This window comes from Terricaulis silvestris (assembly GCF_009792355.1).
GTDB lineage: Bacteria > Pseudomonadota > Alphaproteobacteria > Caulobacterales > Aquidulcibacteraceae > Vitreimonas > Vitreimonas silvestris.
This window is the reverse complement of the sequence record NZ_CP047045.1, coordinates 580,816-598,827: the sequence shown is the minus strand read 5'-3', so window position 1 is coordinate 598,827 and position 18,012 is coordinate 580,816. Positions and strand designations below refer to the sequence as shown.

At 60.9% G+C, this 18,012-nt stretch carries 17 protein-coding genes and 2 pseudogenes; 7 read left to right on the top strand and 12 right to left on the bottom strand.

The window, feature by feature from the left end; genetic code table 11:
- The first annotated feature begins 169 nt into the window (after positions 1 to 169).
- On the top strand, positions 170 to 664 hold the full coding sequence (locus DSM104635_RS02765) for a hypothetical protein (RefSeq protein ID WP_158764734.1): 495 nt from the start codon (positions 170 to 172) through the stop codon (positions 662 to 664).
- 157 nt (positions 665 to 821) lie between these two features.
- Here the strand turns inward: DSM104635_RS02765 and DSM104635_RS02760 are convergent, their stop codons facing one another.
- A complete protein-coding gene (locus DSM104635_RS02760) occupies positions 822 to 2,324 on the bottom strand; it encodes a tetratricopeptide repeat protein (protein ID WP_158764733.1) in 1,503 nt (500 codons plus the stop codon).
- Between the two features lie 417 nt (positions 2,325 to 2,741).
- Complete coding sequence (locus DSM104635_RS02755; protein WP_158764732.1) at positions 2,742 to 3,368, bottom strand: MBL fold metallo-hydrolase; 627 nt, start codon at positions 3,366 to 3,368, stop codon at positions 2,742 to 2,744.
- Between DSM104635_RS02755 and DSM104635_RS02750 the strand changes: the two genes are divergently transcribed.
- Positions 3,324 to 4,058 (top strand): terminase large subunit domain-containing protein, encoded by a 735-nt coding sequence (locus tag DSM104635_RS02750; RefSeq protein WP_158764731.1) that lies wholly within the window; start codon positions 3,324 to 3,326, stop codon positions 4,056 to 4,058. The two genes, DSM104635_RS02755 and DSM104635_RS02750, sit on opposite strands and share 45 nt — an antisense overlap.
- Positions 4,059 to 4,077: 19 nt before the next feature.
- Here DSM104635_RS02750 and DSM104635_RS02745 read toward each other — a convergent pair.
- Positions 4,078 to 4,236, bottom strand: a pseudogene (locus DSM104635_RS02745) (helix-turn-helix domain-containing protein); the annotation flags it as partial.
- Between the two features lie 333 nt (positions 4,237 to 4,569).
- On the opposite strand from DSM104635_RS02745, the gene DSM104635_RS02740 reads away from it, so the two are divergent.
- Together DSM104635_RS02740 and DSM104635_RS19990 are read left to right on the top strand one after the other, a co-directional pair.
- Entirely contained in the window at positions 4,570 to 6,054 is a 1,485-nt protein-coding gene (locus tag DSM104635_RS02740; protein WP_158764729.1) for a GMC oxidoreductase, read from the top strand.
- 174 nt (positions 6,055 to 6,228) lie between these two features.
- Positions 6,229 to 6,360 (top strand): hypothetical protein, encoded by a 132-nt coding sequence (locus DSM104635_RS19990; RefSeq protein WP_267129074.1) that lies wholly within the window; start codon positions 6,229 to 6,231, stop codon positions 6,358 to 6,360.
- Positions 6,361 to 6,580: 220 nt separating this feature from the next.
- Here the strand turns inward: DSM104635_RS19990 and DSM104635_RS02730 are convergent, their stop codons facing one another.
- On the bottom strand, positions 6,581 to 6,784 hold the full coding sequence (locus tag DSM104635_RS02730) for a helix-turn-helix domain-containing protein (protein ID WP_158764727.1): 204 nt from the start codon (positions 6,782 to 6,784) through the stop codon (positions 6,581 to 6,583).
- A gap of 162 nt (positions 6,785 to 6,946) precedes the next feature.
- Between DSM104635_RS02730 and DSM104635_RS02725 the strand changes: the two genes are divergently transcribed.
- The gene (locus DSM104635_RS02725; RefSeq protein WP_158764726.1) at positions 6,947 to 7,777 is read left to right on the top strand and encodes a GIY-YIG nuclease family protein; all 831 of its coding nucleotides are present in this window, start codon (positions 6,947 to 6,949) and stop codon (positions 7,775 to 7,777) included.
- A gap of 99 nt (positions 7,778 to 7,876) precedes the next feature.
- Here DSM104635_RS02725 and DSM104635_RS02720 read toward each other — a convergent pair whose 3' ends face one another.
- A complete protein-coding gene (locus DSM104635_RS02720; protein WP_187448165.1) occupies positions 7,877 to 8,833 on the bottom strand; it encodes a LysR family transcriptional regulator in 957 nt (318 codons plus the stop codon).
- 76 nt (positions 8,834 to 8,909) lie between these two features.
- Here DSM104635_RS02720 and DSM104635_RS02715 point away from each other — a divergent pair, with 76 nt between their 5' ends.
- Positions 8,910 to 9,308, top strand: coding sequence for a DoxX family protein (locus DSM104635_RS02715; protein ID WP_228445812.1), 399 nt, complete (start codon positions 8,910 to 8,912; stop codon positions 9,306 to 9,308).
- Between the two features lie 46 nt (positions 9,309 to 9,354).
- On the opposite strand, the gene DSM104635_RS02710 is transcribed toward DSM104635_RS02715, so the two are convergent.
- The 7 genes and pseudogenes from DSM104635_RS02710 to DSM104635_RS02680 all read right to left on the bottom strand — a co-directional run bounded on the left by DSM104635_RS02710 (position 9,355) and on the right by DSM104635_RS02680 (position 16,893).
- On the bottom strand, positions 9,355 to 10,326 hold the full coding sequence (locus tag DSM104635_RS02710; RefSeq protein WP_158764724.1) for an amidohydrolase family protein: 972 nt from the start codon (positions 10,324 to 10,326) through the stop codon (positions 9,355 to 9,357).
- Positions 10,327 to 10,336: 10 nt separating this feature from the next.
- Positions 10,337 to 11,932 carry a GMC family oxidoreductase gene (locus DSM104635_RS02705; protein WP_158764723.1) on the bottom strand — a complete coding sequence of 532 codons (1,596 nt, stop codon included), beginning with the start codon at positions 11,930 to 11,932 and terminating at the stop codon, positions 10,337 to 10,339.
- Positions 11,933 to 11,974: 42 nt separating this feature from the next.
- Positions 11,975 to 13,447: an aldehyde dehydrogenase family protein gene (locus DSM104635_RS02700; RefSeq protein WP_158764722.1), complete on the bottom strand. Its 1,473-nt coding sequence runs from the start codon at positions 13,445 to 13,447 to the stop codon at positions 11,975 to 11,977.
- Between the two features lie 426 nt (positions 13,448 to 13,873).
- Entirely contained in the window at positions 13,874 to 14,821 is a 948-nt protein-coding gene (locus tag DSM104635_RS02695; protein WP_158764721.1) for an alpha/beta hydrolase, read from the bottom strand.
- A 56-nt stretch (positions 14,822 to 14,877) separates the two neighbouring features.
- On the bottom strand, positions 14,878 to 15,003 hold the full coding sequence (locus DSM104635_RS19985; protein WP_267129073.1) for a hypothetical protein: 126 nt from the start codon (positions 15,001 to 15,003) through the stop codon (positions 14,878 to 14,880).
- A gap of 150 nt (positions 15,004 to 15,153) precedes the next feature.
- Positions 15,154 to 15,843 (bottom strand): annotated as a pseudogene (locus DSM104635_RS02685) (pirin family protein); the annotation flags it as partial.
- 153 nt (positions 15,844 to 15,996) lie between these two features.
- The gene (locus DSM104635_RS02680) at positions 15,997 to 16,893 is read right to left on the bottom strand and encodes a helix-turn-helix domain-containing protein (protein WP_158764719.1); all 897 of its coding nucleotides are present in this window, start codon (positions 16,891 to 16,893) and stop codon (positions 15,997 to 15,999) included.
- A gap of 139 nt (positions 16,894 to 17,032) precedes the next feature.
- Between DSM104635_RS02680 and DSM104635_RS02675 the strand changes: the two genes are divergently transcribed.
- The gene (locus DSM104635_RS02675) at positions 17,033 to 17,998 is read left to right on the top strand and encodes a LysR family transcriptional regulator (protein WP_158764718.1); all 966 of its coding nucleotides are present in this window, start codon (positions 17,033 to 17,035) and stop codon (positions 17,996 to 17,998) included.
- Positions 17,999 to 18,012: the final 14 nt, after the last annotated feature.

The window sequence follows — 18,012 nt, the reverse complement described above, 5'->3', positions numbered from 1 at the left end:
TGCTATGTGCGTTGGCATGGCGGGCGTAAGCGGCACTGAGCAACCACTTTGGCGGATCAAATTCCGGGCACGCCGTGAGCGCGCTTGGACGCTTTTCTGGCAAGATTTCCCGAGGTTGATCCTTCGGGGAATTGTCATCGCGTGCGTCACCGCCGCAGTGAGCGCGAATATGACCGGAGCGGATTGGACCGTGGTGCTGGCTGCACCGTTGATCGGTGTTGCCGTAATCGCAGTTTGGGATGCCGTGTCCGCGTGGACGAAGGCGCTGACGGAGGAGAAGCGTGACGGAAATTGGCGCGATCGCACCTACACGTTCAACGACAAGGTCATCTTCACTACGACGGTGAGGGCGGAAGACAACGGCAAGCCCATCCCTTTCAAAGTCACGCAGGGGGATTGGGGTTCATACGTTACTCTCCGATGGGACGCGTTGGGGCGAGACGAGGTCTGGTGTCGGATCGAGGCGCAAGCGACGCCCATGCCGCCGATCCCATGGATACCTGGCGGCTGGCCCGAGCTGCAGTCGTTGTTGATGAAGGACCGAGCGTTCAATGTGATCACGCACATGCCGCGGCCGGGCAATGCAGTTCAGGTAGAGGTTCGCCTGTTACGGTGGCACGCTTCGACGCCGACGCGACGCGACGCGACGCACTGCAAAAGCTGATGACCAGTTCAGTGGCCCCTCACCGAGAGAAATCGCGGCAGCCGTTCAATCACAGAAGCCGACGTTCGCGCCGAACGACAACCTGCTGCCGGAAAGCGGACGTTGGCCCAGCTTGCGATGACAGGCGAAAACTCGCCGACACATAACATCGTCAAGTCTACGTCGAACTTTTCGTCATTGGGACGCTCATCCGGGCCGCTGCTCCCATGAAGGCCCTCTCGAACTCCTCCTTAAACTCCAACGCCACTGACGGACTGTGTCGCGCCGCCGCTTCAAAGTCTGATTTGGCGGGACGGTAATCCCCTTGCTCAAGATAAGCCTTGCCGCGACCGATGAAGGCCCACGCCTCGTCGGGACTGAGCCGGATGGCCTCGCTGTAGTCCGCAACGGCTGCTGCATATTCTTCTTGCTCAAGATAAGCGTCGCCGCGGCCGATGAAGGCCCACTCCTCGTCGGGACAGAGCCGGATGGCTTCAGTGTAGTCCGCAATGGCGGACGCATACTGCTCTTGCTCAAGACGAGAGTCACCGCGACCGATGAAGGCCCACGCCTCGTCGGGACTGAGCCGGATGGCCTCGCTGTAGTCCGCAACGGCTGCTGCATATTCTTCTTGCTCACGATAAGCGTCGCCGCGACCAATTAAAGCCGTCGCAATCTCCGCGTCGACCCATGTCGCCATTTCCGGTTTGAGCCGAGTGGCCTCGTTGAATTCCGCTATGGCGCGCGCAAAATCCTCCAAGCCGGCATAGGCACGCCCGCGATCGTAGAACGCCCATTCGTCGTGCGGACTGAGCCGAATTGCTTCTGTGTAGTCCGCAACGGCGGCTTCGTACTCCCTTTGCTCGAGATGGGCATCACCGCTGCCGAGAAAAGCCGCCACTAATGCGGTCTCTGCCTCCTCGGCGATTTCTGGGTTGAGCCGTACACACTCGTTGAGGTCATCAATGGCGCGAGCATAGTTCTCTAAGCTCAAATGAGAGAGCCCGCGATTGTACAGCGTCCACTCAGCATCAGGATTGATCCGTATGGCGTCGTTGAAATCCTCGATGGCGCGAGCATGGTCCTCCATGCCAGCATGGGCGCGCCCGCGATTATAGGATGCCCATTCATCATCCGGATTGAGCCGGACGGCTTCAGTGTAGTCTGCAACGGCCGCTTCGTATTCCTCTTGTTCAAGGTGAGCATTGCCTCGATCGAGAAAAAACGCCGCGTCTTGCGGATCATTCTTCACTTGGTGAAGAAGCTCACGATCAAGACGGCGCGACAGTTCTCGCAGCGTTCGCCGCCATCCCTCGTGTTCTTGCTCGCCTGCCCAATCGCTGAGGTCGAAGTAATGCGTTCGGTGAAATTCTACTGGCTGCGCTGCAACGTCGAAGGGCTCAATGACTACTGGAATCAACTTGTCCTCTTTGAGCCCGAAGTCGCACTCGGATTTGCACCAATCGGGTGGAGGACGACGCTCAAAATAGAGCCCGGACCAGCAAGCGAGGACAACCTTTGAGCCGCGGAGGTTGTCGTTGATCGTATTGGAAAAGTCGGCACCGCCGTCGATGCTCTGAATATCGAAGAATACTTCGAGACCTAACGCCTCAAGTCTCTGCTTGATCGGCTCCACCTTGGCCCGCTGCGTCCGGCGATAAGAGATGAATACGTCCACCATAACGTCGTCCGATGTCCCCAAACGAAGTGGTCGCGCGATCGCCCAACGTGAGATGCATGATTTAGCCGCGCCAAGGCGGACGGTATCTGGCACTTGCGACAATCGCCAGAGGGTCTTCAACGAACGCTCGGCTTGAAGCGCCCTCCCGGTGCGCTTCAAATACACTCAGTGTCAGCTTCAAGCCAATCCTGGCCGATCCGCCGTTCTTACGAATGGATCGAAGCGGCCTTCCCTGCCGCTTGATCCCAACAGCAGTCGTCGGCTCAGATACGTCGCAAAACAGACGTTCGACAATTTCCTCCTCCGGCGACATCGCCGGAAGCAACCGTGGGCCGCCTCATCGCATGTTCAGTTTCACGGTGCAGGCTCGCCAGTGCGACTTCTTCGTTCGTTTCGGTGTTGAGCTGGTTTTGACGCCTACGGTTTACCCCAGGCCATTTCGCCCTTCGCGACCTTTGCCCCGATATCGATGGCGATCCCCATATCGGCATCGGGATAGCGCGCCTTGATTGCATCGATCAGGGCTGCAGCGTCTTTTGCTTTCGGTAGTTCTTGCTCGAAGGCCGCGAGCCACGCCTTTGTGTGTGCGATTGCGGAGGCGTCGGGCTTCGCAGTAGTGGCCATGTGGCCCGGCACGACGACGTCGGGCGCCCGGGCCGCGATCGCGTCGAGATTGGAGCGCCACGCGGCGCGTTGTTCTGCGCCCTTTGTGTCAGCGGTCCAAACGTGGACTCCCGAGAAGATCAGCACGCCGCCAAAGACCGCCCGCAAAGTCGGCGACCACAGGTAACGGCGGTTGGGCATGCCGTTCGCGTCCACAATCTCAATGGCTTCGCCATCGACCGTAAGTGTCGCTGCGTCATAGGACTCGGGCATCACGATGTCAGCAAGAGTTTGCGGTCCATGCTCCTTGAGTTGCAGTCCCCAGATGGCAAGCTTGCTGTCAACGCTCGCCTTGATCGCCTCGACCGTCGCCGACGCCGCGATGGCGATTGGGATGTGGTCGCCGGCGGGCTGTTCGATGACGTTTGGGATCGGCGCCACAACATTGTGCCGGCGTTTCAGCCGCCGAAATCGTGGCGCATCAATCGTTCGTTCGACTGGGGTTCGTCAGCGCCTTTTAGCGTCGCCTGGTGGGCCGAGTCCGATGGCTCGGATGCGAAGATCAACGGCAAATGGCGCTCCACCGTGAAGGGCGATCTCTTCCGCATGCAGGAATGGTATGGTTGGACCGGCCAGCCCAACCAGGGCAAGCGCATGCTCGCGGTCGACATTGCCCGCGGCATCGTCGAGCGTGAACTGGACTGGAATATTTATGACGTCGTGCGCATGGGCCCAGCCGATAGCGCCATCTTCAACTTTGAGAATGGCGTTTCCATCGCCCAAGACATGAGTCGGCCGGTGCGCATCGGAGATAACACCTACCCTGGCGTCCAATGGATCCCCGCCGACAAGCGCGACGGTTCGGTCGTGGGCGGGTGCGAAATGATGCGCAAGATGATGAAGCAAGCCCATCCCAACAAGGATGGCCGCCCGCGTGAATTTCCAGGCTTGTTCGTCACGGAGCTTTGCAAGGACGGCTTCCTGCGCACGGTGCCGACCATGGCGCGCGACGACAGCGATTTAGATCGGCCAAATAAGAACGCTGAAGATCATGCCTGCGATGACACGCGCTATCGTGTGCGTCAGGTCGGCAACGTCGCGCAATCTGGAACGACCGTGGGGATGTTTTGAGGCGTAGACGCCCGGCGCGTTACTCCAACAATGCGCTGGCGGTCGTCTTCAGCGCCTTGGCCAACCGTTCAACGATTTCGATCGTCGGATTGCGGACTTTCCGCTCATTGCCGGAAATGTAGGTCCGATCAAGTCCCGACGCCGCGGCCAAATCCTCTTGCGACCAGCCGCGCGCGGCCCGCCGTTCTTTTTACGCGTCCGAAAGATGTGGTCTTCTCGCCAGAAGCCGAGATACCCAGATCGTTACGGCCAAGGCCGCAATTCATCGGGCTTATGGCGTTTTTATCATTCCGGCCGCTGTGCTGCCTAGAAGTCCAGCGCTCATTGATTCCGCGACACACATCGCGCGCGGATTTGGCCTAGCGTTGGGGATACTCTCGGTCTTCAGAAATCGTCGCTATACATGAGCTCTAAAACCCGCGCCCACTTTCCGGCGGACCATTGCGCAACTGTATGCGCAATGGTCCGCCGTGGGCTTCGTCGCGCCGTGGGTGGGGGGTAGCTGGTGGGCATGCATGTCGGGACCAGTGTCGAAAAGCCCGCAAGCTCTTACGATGCGGTGATCGTGGGCAGCGGCCTTGGTGGATCGACCCTGGCCTTGCGCCTCGCACGGGCGGGACGGCGGGTGCTGGTAGTCGAACGCGGCGACTGGTTTCGCCCAAAGCCAGGCACGCACGACAACGACTATCTCTATGATCTGCTCGCCCCTGCAGACGACATTTCATATGTCGGCGGCCGAACAAAATTTTACGGAGCGGCCCTCTATCGGAATCGAGAAAGCGACTTTCACGAAAGGCAACTCGAGAACGGCGTCTCGCCAGCGTGGCCGTTCGGCTATGACGTCCTCGAACCCTACTATGCCGAGGGCGAGGCGCTCTATCGTGTGCATGGATCCTCCGATGGCGACCCCAGCGAGCCGCGCCGCGCTGCGCCTTATCCGCATCCGCCGCTTTCGCATGATCCGGCTGTTGCAAAGGTAATCGCAAACCTAAGCGCCAAGGGCATTTCTTCCGCCCCGATTCCCCGCGGCCTCGATCTGGGCCCAAATGGAGCTTGCGTGATGTGCGCTGCATGCGATGCGCACATCTGCCGGCGCGATGCAAAAATGGATGCCGAGACCGCCGCCTTGCGACCAGCGATGGCAACCGGCCTCGTCGAGCTGATGACCTTGACCGAATGCCAGCGCATTCTGCTGACCTCCGACGGCAAACGCGCTGAGGGTGTTCTGCTGACACGCAATGGACAGCAGCATCGGGTGCTGGCCGACGCAGTCATTGTGGCGGCCGGAACGCCGAATTCGGCGCTCCTGCTGCGGCGCTCGCGGACTGACCAGCATCGCGAAGGGATTGGCAACAATACCCGTCAGCTCGGTTTGCGGGTGGGAGGGCATTCGGCAGGCACGCTATTTCCCCTGATCAGTCTGAAGCGCCTCGGCCCCCGCCATACCAAGACGTTCGCTATCAACCTCTGGTACGAAGGCGCGCCAGGCTGGCCCTACCCTCTGGGTGTCGCGCAGGTCTCAGGCCAAGTGCCGATGTGGCGGATGACACACAAGCTGAAGCAGCCGATCGTCAAGGCAATCGCAGAGCACAGCCTAACCGTCGTCCACATGACTGAGGCCACGCCGGACGAAGGCACGGGCTGGGCGTTCGACGGCGATAGGATCGCCGCCTACACCACGCCGCGCCACCAGGCAAAAACTTACGCGAAACTCCGCACACTCACCGAGCAGGCATTTCAGAGAGCGGGTTATCCGGTGATCCGCGCGCCGGGATCCGTGGCGTTCTGGCATGAGACCGGCGGCGCTGTGATGGGGCGCGACGAGAGGACCTCCGTCGTCGATCCGGCTGGCGCTGTCCACGGCGTCCAAGGATTGTACGTCGCCGATGCATCGGTCCTACCTTCGGCTGGCGCGCTAAACACCGGTCTTACAATCATCGCACTCGCCCTGCGCACCGGCGACGCGATAGTAGGCTCAGCGTCCGACCGCCGCTGAGACCTAGCCGCTTACGCCTGCTGGAACTCTCGCAGGCGCGCTTTCTGTCTCGGCGTCTCCGTCCAATGGCACGTGGACGGGGTCGGTAGCGCGGCGCGATTTGTGTTTCGCTGGCAAGAACGCAATGGACCACCGCTCGTCTCACAGGATCGGGTCGGGTTTGGACGAACCGTATTGGAAAAAGCCGTCGCCAAGGACTTTGAGGCCAAGCCAAAGATCGCATTCGACGCAGCAGGATTGGTCTATGAGTTCGACGCGCCGATGTCGGTGGTGGCGTCACCCGCCGGACGCGAAATGGCTCCTTAAGAAAACGTCGATGACGACGCTTTCGCGCTAATCTCGAACCGCACCTGAAAGTCCGCTCCGGGCCACGCCCTGCCCCGATTGCCAATTCCCAAAATGCTGTTTCCACTTACTCATGCATCGCTCTTATTGGAAAATTTCGGCAGCGACCAAACTCCTGACCACTGGAAGCTGCTGAATTCAAGCGCGAGGCCGAGCCAAGCGCGCGCGATGCTCCCGTCGTCTATTCCAACAGCTTGCTCGGCGTCGTCTTGAGCGCTTTGGCCAGTCGCTCCAGCACAAGGACGGTGGGGTTGCGTCCGCCAGTTTCGAGCCCGGATATGTAAGTGCGATGAAGCTCGCTTTCGGCAGCCAGCTCCTCTTGCGAGAGGCCACGATCGTGCCGCAAGCGAACCAGATTTCGTGCCAGGCGACGGCGCACGTCCATGGCCGGGAAAGCGCGCCAATGTCGCCTATCAGGCTACAGACTATGAGTAACATTCGGCTTGACTGGCGGTCGTTGCGGAGCGTTGCTGCCGCTTATGCATGTGACTGATCGTCTACAACGCGAAAAGACCTATGCGCGCAGCGCGCCATTGGCGTGCCAGCCATGCTGACGTTCAATGTGCTGCTGCGCGACGCGGGCGTTGATCCCAAACAGACGCTGCTGCTTCGTCACCAGGATGCGCGCACGCGGCCGGGACGCTCCATCTATGATCTCTGGCGCACAAATCTCACGGCTTTCGAGGATTACCAAAGCCGTCAACGCCGCACCGGTCGCGTTCGCTTCAATCGCCCGCTGTGGGCGAGTTTCGTGGGGACGCCCGCAGGCGATACGCTGTTCGTTGGCCTTTACCGGGCGAGCGCACCCGTTTCAGGCGTCACGGATTGGACCTCGCCGCTTTCGGGAAACGTCGTTGCCGCCGGCATCGACAATGTTTTTCCGCTTGAGCGGCTTGAGGCGCTGAAGGCCTTTGCGGGTCTACTCTACATCGATTGGGGCGACGGGCTGCGCCAATGGGTGCAGCAAGCCAAGGCTCAAGACAAATCGGTGATCGAACTCAGGCGCACGGGTGAGGAGCCGGTGTTTCCGGGGTTGTTGGAGTTCATGTGCTCTCTGAGCCAAGTCGAAGCGCTTCCGCCTGCGTGGGCGAGCAAACTCGCCTCGCATTGCGGCGTCTATTTGCTCTCATGCTCACGCACGAATGAGCACTACGTCGGATCCGCCTACGGCGCCGATGGCTTTCTGGGTCGTTGGCTCGAATATGCGCGCTCAGGTCACGGCGGCAACGTGGGCTTAAAGAACCGCGATCCGAGTGATTATCGCATTTCGATTCTGGAAACGGCCGGAACAGCAGCAAGCCTCGACGACATTCTGTCGATGGAGTCACGCTGGAAAATCAAACTGCAGAGCCGAGAGATGGGGCTCAATCGCAACTGAGTCCTCGGGTTTGCGTTGGCGACCAGTACGGATTCATCGTCGAGATGGTCGCAAGCTGTAAGCAGGAGTTCTCGAAAGGGACAGGGTAGCAACCGTACACTATTGCGTTCTGCGCGCTCGCGGGACATCCGACTCAATCGATGGCGACAAGAGTTCGGGACGAAATGCCGAGACAAGATGATCGATCAGGGCCCGCGACGCGATCGGCAACCCGCGTCGGGTGGTGAAGACGAGATGTACGAAGCCGTCTGGACCACGCCATTCGGGATACACGCGCACGAGCTTGCCTTGCTCAAGATAGTCTCGACACGAATGGTCCGGTAGCAGCGCAATACCTAAACCCCGCGTGGCCGCCTCCCGCACCGCGGAGAAATCCGAGCACCGCATGCGCGGTTCGTGCCTGATCTTGACCACGGCGCCGTGTTTGCCAATCAACGTCCACTCGCTTTCGCTAGGCTCTTCGCTGGTCGCGAGTGTGCATGCCCCTTCGAGCTTGGCGATGTCGCTATCGAGCGTTGCGGCGAGTTGTCGATCGGCGACTAGTATCTTTCGCGAAATGCCGAGCTTTCGCATCGTAAGGGCTGCGCTGTCGTCCAGATTGGCGCGAACGCGGATCGCGACATCAACTCCCTCCTCGATCAGATCCACCTGGCGATCTGTCGCCAACATCTTCAACCTTACCTTCGGAAACTGGATCAAGAATTGTGGCAACGTCGGCACGACGATCTCCAGGAGACCCGTCGGACAGCTAAGGCAAAGCTCACCATGCGGATCCGTTCGCGTCGCGGCCAGCACAGCTTCCGCGTCCTCGGCCAGTTCGCGAATAGTCCGGCAACGTTGATAGAAGTCGCAGCCGAGTTCGGTCACCCGAAATTTGCGCGTGGACCGCTCAATTAGGCGGACACCGAGCCTCGCTTCAAGACCCGCGATACGCCGGCTCAATTTCGATTTTGGCACGCCGAGCGCGCGGCTCGCGGCGGCGAAACCGCCATGCGCAACAGCCTCCGCGAAATAGAGATAATCGTTGAGGTCCGTATCTACGATCGTTCTTCTCATGGGACGGTGAGTATCCTCATTGATGACTACTCAGGCGCGACGTCGCCCGATACCGAATGGTCCAAAGGGAATCTCCATGTCCAAGAATGCTGACTTGCTGGCCCTGATCGGGCGCATCCTGATGACTTCGCTCATTCTCGTGAGCGGGACCGGCAAGATCCTCGCACCGGCTGCCACCGTGGCCTACATGGACTCTCTCGGCATACCGGCGCCCGCGATCTCGATATGGATTGCGGCCGCAATCGAGGTTGGCGGCGGCTTGCTGCTGATCTTGGGATGGCAGACGCGTGCGCTCGCGGTGCTGCTCTCCGTATTCGCTGTGGTCACTGCCTACTATTACCATCGCAACATCAGCGATCCGAACCAGCTCTTCCACTTCATGAAAAACATGGCCGTCACTGGTGGCTTCTTCCAATTGATGGCCTTTGGCGCGGGACGCTACAGCCTTGATGCCCGGCGCGTTGGCGGCGCCTGAAAGGCGTGCTGTCCGGCGGGCATACAGACGATGTTGATATCGGGCCTCAGGCATGGCCCCTCCGCACCGCAAGTTCGGCGAAGCGCGGGAAAAGCTTTAGGGCATTCCCGCGGAGCACGGCCGCGCTCTCATCGGCGCTGAATACCGGGTGCTTCTCAATTTCGCCGCGACACTTCACGGCGAGATCGCGCCGAAGGTAAGGGAAGTCTGATCCAAAGACGATGCGATCGACGCCGACTAGCGATTTCAGCATCTGCATGTTGGGCGCGTGCCATGAGAGCGCTGTGTCCCAATAGAGCCGCTTGAACATCTCGGCGGCCGTGCCGCGCTCTTCGCCGCCGGGGATGAAATTCATCTCATCGACAATGGCGAACCGCGTGGCGAGGTAAGGTGTCGTGCCGCCCGCATGTGAGAAGATGTATTTGACGTTCGGCGTACGCGCGAAAGTGTTGCCGTAGTGAAGCTGAGCAATCGCGCGCGTCGTGTCAGCGGTAAAATCGATCAACGTGTCGGGGAGCCCAAGGCTATGGGCGCTCGGGTCGGGTGACATCGTGGGGTGCACGAATGCGACGGCTTTGCGCCGTTCAAGTTCGGCAAAGACCGACGCGAATCTCTTGTCGCCGAGATAGACTCCCCGCGCGTTGGAGAAAAGCACGACACCGTCGAGTTTGAGCACATCAAGAGCGTGTTCAAGTTCGCGCAAGGAGCCGTCGACGTCAGGAAGCGGCAAGGCCGCGTAGCCGCCGAAGCGATCGGGCCGCTCGTGGATGAGTTTGGCCGTGAACTCATTGCAGCGCCGGGCAAGATCGCGGGCCGCCGCGTCATCGCCCATATGGACGCCGGGCGTACTGATCGAGGTGATAGCAGTCTGTGTGCCCGCATCGTCGAGATAGGAGATCGCCGCTTCCTTCGACCATGGCGGTGGCGCCAGTCCGCCGACCGGATTGTCGCCTTCGTTGGTGGCGCGCCAGAAGAATTCCGGCAGGATGTGATGATGAACGTCGAGGGTGAAGCTCATGACGCACGCCTCACTTCGATGCTTTGATAAATTCGGCCGCGCGACCGCCAATCATGATCGATGGGCACATCGTTGGACCCGAGATGATCGACGGCATCACCGATGCGTCCGCGACCCTAAGCCCACGAATGCCGTGCACGCACAGTTTGCTATCGACCACCGCGTCACGGTCAGCGCCAATCTTGCAGGTGCCGACCGCGTGACCGAAGCTCGCCGAACCGGTGCGCGCGAGATCGATCAAGTCTTGTTGCGTTGCTGCGGGACCAGGAATGAGTTCGGCCGCACGGATGGCGTCGAACGCCTTCTGCGACACCAATTCTCGAGCCGCTTCAATGGCGCGTACGATCGCCGCGAGGTCGCGATCGGTGCCGAGATGGTTGCCAAAAATCCTCGGCGCGGCGCGCCAATCTGCGGAGGTGAGGCTGATTTCGCCGCGGCTAGTGGGCTGGATGAGCGCCGGTGCAATGGTGAAGGCGTCCTTCTCCGGCGGCGGGCCGAAGCGCTGGGCGGCTTCGGGCGTGGCGATTGGAAATTGCTCAAGCACCAAATTGATGTCGGTTGGATGATTGTCGACGCCGCTTGAGAAATTGACTTCGGCTTCGACCCCGTCGCTATCTGCAGGCCGATCGGGCATCGCGCCCTTGTATTGATAGACCACGCCCGAGAGCAGAACGTGATCTTGCAGATTTTTGCCGACGCCGCGGAGATTGGTCACGCTCTTTATGCCGAGTTTCTTGAGCGCCGCTGCATCGCCAACACCTGACTGCATCAGTAGCTTGGGTGTGTGGACGGTGCCTCCCGAGAGGATAATCTCTCGCCGCGCCTCGATGGTGCGAGAGAGCTCGCCCGACACGACGGCGACCCCGCGCGCGCGGTCTCCCTTGAACAAGACCTGCGTCACCCGCGAATTCACGAGCAGCGTCAGGTTAGGCCGATCGAGATTGGGATATAGGAAGGCGCGCGCTGCACTGACGCGCGCGCCTTCCGCGTCGATGTTCATGTTGATGTAGCCGCCGCCTTCGCGCATCGGGCCATTCGCGTCGTCGTGGATCGCAAATCCCATCTGCCGCGCCGCGTCGAGGAAGATGGGGGCGGTCGGATGCGGCGTGTGCGGGCGGCGTATATGCACCGGGCCGCCTGCGCCGCGCCACTCATTGGCGCCGCCTTCCCAATCTTCCTGCGCCTTGAAGGTCGCCAGAACGTCCTTGAATGACCAGCCTTTGGCGCCGCCCTTGACCCAGTTTTCGTAGTCGCGCTCCATTCCGCGCGTCCACACCATGGCGTTGATCGAACTTCCCCCGCCCACGCCGTGGCCGAGCGCCATATTGAAGTTTCGGTTGTTTAGCTGGGGCACCGGCGCGATCGGCAAATGCCAATCGAAGTCGCCAGCAATGTTGTAGAACCAGATGCTGGGATTGGCGATCGTAGGCGCGTTGTCGAGCCCGCCCGCTTCGATGATGAGGACCTCGGCGCCTGTCTTTGACAATTCACCGGCGACGACGGATCCCGCCGACCCCGAGCCAACGACAATGTAGTCGTAGACGTCATTGATCTGCTTGCGCAGTGCATCGATAACATTCTGGCCTGGTGCGGCGGCAGTGGACATTTGGACCTCTCGCTCAATCGGTGGAATTGCGTCGCGCTGCTCTCAGAACGGGTACTGCCGCTTTCCGCTGTGGGCGTTGATCCAGATGAGGTCCTGAAACTCGTGCAAGCTCTGAGGGCCAGTGCGACCCCACCCGCTGTCGCGCACTCCGCCCATCGGCGCGTGAATTTCGTCGTTCACGGTCGGCGAATTGACGTTGACGATGCCCGCCAAAATCTTTGGGGCCATCTCGAAGGCGCGATAGGTGTCGCCTGCGAGGATTGAAGAGGTCAGCCCATACAAGGTGCGGTTCGCCGATGCGATGGCCTGCTCGTCGGTGTCGACCACCTCAACGATGACCGCCGGCCCGAATGTCTCCTCTCTTGCCAACGAGACGTCGAGCGGCACCTCGGTCAGGATCGTCGGTTGATAGACTTGTCCTTCGTATGTGCCGCCAGTCAGTAGTTTTGCGCCCTTGGCCACGGCTTCCTTGACCCGATCGTCGACCATCTTGACCGCGGCGGGGGTGATTAGCGGCCCAATAATCGTCTTTGGGTTTTGCGGGTCGCCGGACGGCAGCGTCTTGGTCCGCGCGACGAACTTCGTAAGGAATTCGTCGGCGATCTTGCGTTGGACGATAATCCGCCGCGTGTTGAGGCAGATTTGGCCTTGATGGAAAAATGATCCGAAGGTTGCGGTGCGCACGGCATAATCCATATCGACATCATCGAGGATGATCAGCGGGTTGAACCCGCCAAGCTCCATGGTTGTGCGCTTCAAGGTTTCGCCGGCGCGCTTGGCTAAGAGCTTCGCCGTCTTGACGCCGCCGATCAGGTTGATCACGCGCACCTCGTCGCTCTCGAAGAACACATCGGCGATCTCGCCTGCGGCTCCCGGCGCATGCGTGACGACGTTGACAACACCTTTGGGAAAACCGGCTTCCTCGCAGATTTCCGCCAACATAAGTCCTGCGGAGATGGGTGCGAATTCAGACGGCTTAACGACGACTGTGTTGCCCGCTGCGACCGGTGAAATCAGCGCGCGCCACGACAGGATGTTGGCGCCGTTCCATGGCGTAAAGCACGCAACCACGCCAAGCGGACGGCGCACGCCAATCGAATGGAGCCCAGGCGTGTTGGTCTCCAGCACTTCGCCCTTGGGCAGATACATCCAGCCCGCCGCCTGCTCTATCGTGGCTGCAACCAGATCCTGTTGAAACGTGGCGAATGACAGCGTGCTCCCAGTTTCCGTCGCCAGGACTTTTGCAATTTCTTCGCGGCGGCGTTTGACGATTTCCACGGCTTTGAAGAAAAGCCGCGCACGTTCTCCAGGCGTCGTCGCCGACCACGCAGGAAACGCTTTAGCCGCGGCTGCGACGGCAATCTTTGCCTCTTCACGGCCGCCGGCCGCGACGCGCGCGAAGACGCTGCGATCAAACGGGCGATAGACCTCAAAGAGCTCGCCGCTCTCAGCCGTCCGCCATTCACCGCCGGCGAAGTAGCGATACTCCTTGGTCTCATCGGCGGCGCTGGGCATCACTGGTCTCCTCGCAACTTGAGGATCGGCGATCGGCCTGCGCGCTCATTTTCGATGAGTACTGCCGAGTACGACGGTGCTCACCCGCGCGCTTCCGAGCGGACCGATCTGTTGAAGCGGGCAACCCACCACGACGCGCGGCATTTATCTTTCCCGCGCTTGCGCTTGTTTTGACCGGTGTTGCTGGCGCGACGCTCTTGACGTGAAACCCCGAAACCGCGCGCCCGCGCGCCCCGATTTAGGTTTGTCGAGCGGCGCCTTGGCGACCGGCGTCGCGGCATTCCCCCGACAAATCCCCGGGCGTTCCAGCCGGCTTGGCGCGGCTTCGCGTCATCGGCGCCATACCAAGCGATTGGGCAAACGATAGCGGCCGACTTGGATCGAGAAAACACCTGCGTCGTCATGGCAAAGTCCCCGAGTTCCCGATCAGGCACCGCCACGTCGTTTCTCGGCGATGAAGGCGCCGGCGGCGTCCAGCGACGCATTCGCCGCGCGCAGCTTGCCGACGTTTAAGATGAAGCCGTGACCTAGCCCCATCCACACATCGACGCGCGCATCGACACCGGCCGCGGCCGCGCGCGCTCCGAAACGAAGGGCGTCGTCTAGCAGCACTTCGTCATCGCCGACATGAATTCTGAGCGGCGGCAAGCCCGACAAATCGGCCTGCAACGGCGACGCCATTGGGTTCTTCGGATCAGAACCGCCCAGATACGATTTGACGAGATCGGCGACCTGCGCACGCGTGAACAGGGGATCTGCTTCGGCTCGCGTCTCGTAGCTTGCACCCGACAGCGTAAGATCTGTGACCGGCGAAAACGCTACAGCCGCCACGAGCTTAGCGTCGGCGCCGTTCTTCTCCTTGGCTACGCGCGCGGCGACCGCAAGCGTGAGATTGCCCCCCGCCGAATCGCCGGCGAGCACGATGCGGCGCATGCCCTGCGCGCCGAGAGCGCGAAAGCACGAGAGGACATCTTCCACCGCCGCAGGAAACGGATGCTCGGGCGCAAGCCGATAATCGGGAATGAAAGCGCTGACACCCGCGCGTGTCGCGATCTGCCCGACCAGTAAGCGATAGGCTTGGGCGCTGCCCAGGGTGAACCACCCGCCATGCAGATAAAGCATCGTCTCATCAGCGGGCGCGTTCGTTGGACGCGCCCAGACGCCGCGCACGCCGCCGACGGCGCCATCCTCGAAGGTCACGCCTTCGGGCGGCGAAACTGTGCTGAGAAATGCATCGTATTGCCCCCGCGCTTCGGCGCCGAGCTTTGCGCCCTTGGCGGCCTTCGTCGCCTCACGCGCGTAAGCGGCAATCGGCGCATCTGCGGAATCGAGAGGATGGATGACTACGTGATCAGGCGTTCGCGCGGACTGCATTTTTGACTTCCTCTCCTGATAAGGCGCCACGAACGATCCGGGGCTTACCCCTGACGCTAGCCGTGGAGCGTGTTGGCCGTCTCGGCGATCTTGCGGCGCTCGCGCGCGCGCTCCGCAACGGCGTGCGCCGTCGTCTCGATGTGCCCCTGAGCGGAATAGTAGAGAACTAGCACTTTCGACATCGGCGGCTTGCTCGAGAACCGACCACGGCGTGAGTTTTATATCTTTCCCGCGCTTGCGGTTGTTTTGACCGCTGTTGCTTAGCGCATGCCGGGATTCGTAGCGTCGGGCCGCGTCGCTATGGGGCGGCCTGGGCCTATGTCGCGCGGGAGATCGACCATGACCACGTCCGCATCCTCAAGTGCTGTAACTCTCACAACCGTGACGTCTCGAATTGCGGCGCCGTCGCGCGCATCGATCCTTGTGCCATTGACTTCGACTGCGCCTGATGAGGGCACCAGATAGGCGAGCCCAGGATCAAGAAGCGGGTATTCCGCTGACTCCCCGGCTTTGAGTTTGACGTTCAGAACCCTGGCACGCGCACGGATGGGGAGCGCCTCGATGTCGCTACCACAGCCGCTCGCCACCGCTACAAAGCCGCCGCCCCGCTCGGCGACGGGACATGGTTGCGTGCCCCATGCGGGGGCGCCGCCCTGCGACGCCGGTGAGATGCAGATCTGGAAAAGTCGCAATGAGCCGTGTTCGAGATTGTACTCGGTATGGCGCAGACCGGTTCCAGCGCTCAGCACCTGTATGCTTCCCGCTTCAATCCTACCTTCGTTGCCGAGACTGTCTCTGTGGGTAAGCGCGCCCTCGCGCACGTAGGTTACGATTTCCACGTTGGCATGCGCGTGCAGCGGAAAACCCCCATTCGGCGCGAACTCGTGATCGCTCCAAACGCGGAGCGCTCCCCAGGATTTGCCGGGTGCGGCTTCGTTCGCATCTGCCGAGAGATGACGTCTGACCTTCAGCCAGCCAAAATCCTCGCTCGGAAGTTCGGCGAAGGGTCTGCGCTCGATCATCGGCGCCTCGCAACTAACCGCGCGGGCATCCCCGGCTATGCGCAGAAGCTCATGTTAGATCATTCGCGAGCGCGCAGCGTCTTGTCCGGGTTTGCGCATGTTTAGCCCGCGCTTGCTGTTGCAGCATCGGCGAACGGCCGCGCGCGGCGCGACCTAACGCCTGCGGGTTCGATATTCGCCGGGCGTCACGCCGGTAGCGCGATGAAACGCGCGGGTGAAGCTGGCCTGCGACGAGAAACCGGCCTTGAGCGCAATCTCTGCGAGCGGCAACTTGCCAATTGCAAGCTCCGCCATCGCCTGTTCCAGACGCATGCGGCTGACATAGCGACTGGGTGACACACCGATCGTGCGGGTGAACATGCGGCCAAAGTGAAATACGCTGAGCCTGGCGACGTGGGCCAGTTGCTCCAACGTGATTTTCTCTTCCAGATTGTCCGATATGTAGTCCAACACGCGCCGCAGCCGGCTGTGATCAGCGCGAAGTGATGCGACGTCGATCGGTGCGCACGCCCCGCCATCGCAGTATTTTTGCAGCAATCTGGCCGCTAGCGTTACCGCCGCTGTTTCAACGTACATGCGGCCAGAGGCCGTCTCGTTGCCAAGCTCAGAAAGGATAGACTGTCCGACCGTCTCAATGACCTCGTCGCGCATTCCAGCGGCATAACGTATCGATTGTGCCGGGTTGAGCGGGAGATTGAAGTCCTCGTTCAGCCCATCGAACAACGCCGCGGGCAAATACAAATGCATCGTCGCCGGAATCGGCGCGGTTATCGAGATGCCCTTGCCGATCCCCGCTGGGCTCAACCAGATCCCGCCGTCTCTTGGCGCCGCCTCTTCGGCAGGTCCCAGTCCTGTTCGCCGCACCATGCTGTTGTCGTTGCCTGCAACGACAAGGCAAATCTCCACGGCGTGCGGTAAGATATCCGGGATCTCGCAGGCCACGTGCGATCGAAGTTCCGCGGAGAATTTCGACCAGCCAAGGCCTGCGGATGAGGCAAGCACCTCTGATGTTGACGGGTACTTTCTAAGTCCCTGGGTCTGCAGAACCACGGAAGTCTCCTGCGCTCGACTCCCCCCACCCCGATGAGCTCGCAAAACGCGGAGGCGCAGCGGACTACCCAATCTTATAGACAGGCGTCTAGGGTAGAAATAGAAACTATCGAAACACACGGTTTCGAAAACTGACGCCATGGCTAAACTTCCCGACCTTGAGGCGCTCGCCATTTTCGCGAAGGTGGCAGAGTTTCGATCGTTCGCAGCCGCCGCGACAGACCTGCGGCTCTCCAAAGCAACTGTGTCCAAGGCGATCGCAAGGCTAGAGCAGCGTCTCGGCGCGCGATTGATCGTGCGCACGGCGCGCCGCTTCGCATTGACCGATGCGGGTCGACAGCTGGTTGGGCGAGCCACGCAAATTCTTGCGGACGGGGAAGCAGCCGAGAGCATCACCAGCGCTGAAACGAGGAGCCCACGCGGCGCGGTGCGCCTCGCCGCACCGCTGTCGTTTGGCGTGTCTTACATCGCGCCGTTGCTGCCTGAGTTTCTAAGGGCCTTCCCCGACATTTCGATCGATCTGCACTTGAATGACGCGCAGGTCGATCTGATCGGGGAAGGCTTTGACGCTGCTATCCGCATTGCGGTTCATCCTGGCGCCTCAGTTGTGGTTCGCCAGCTTTGTGAAATGCCGCGCTACCTTGTCGCCTCGCCCGCCTATTTGAAGGAACATGAACGCCCGACCCACCCCCTCCACCTCGCCCAGCATCGTTGCATCAGCTACAGCTACGCGATGACGAGCGAAGTCTGGCGCTTCACCAAGGGAAAAAAATCAGCCAGCGTTCGCCCCTCGGGCCCGCTGCGCGTGAACAATGGCGACGCAATGATGCCGGCTTTAGTTGGGGGCGCCGGCGTTGGCATCTTGCCAGAATTTTTCCTTCGTGAGGCGCTTGAGACCAAGCTGCTCGAGCGGCTGCTGCCGGATTGGTCAATACCTCTGGGCGCTGTCTACTGGATCACGCCGCCAGAGGGTCCGATCCCCAAACGAGTCGAAGTCCTCGGCGACTATCTCATCGCCAAGCTCTCACATGACCCTATGACCGCAGCAATCCCGCGACAGAGCAAGCGTCGACGCTCCCCGGTGCGTAAGGGCGTCAGGCGCTAACAAGCGCCCGACGC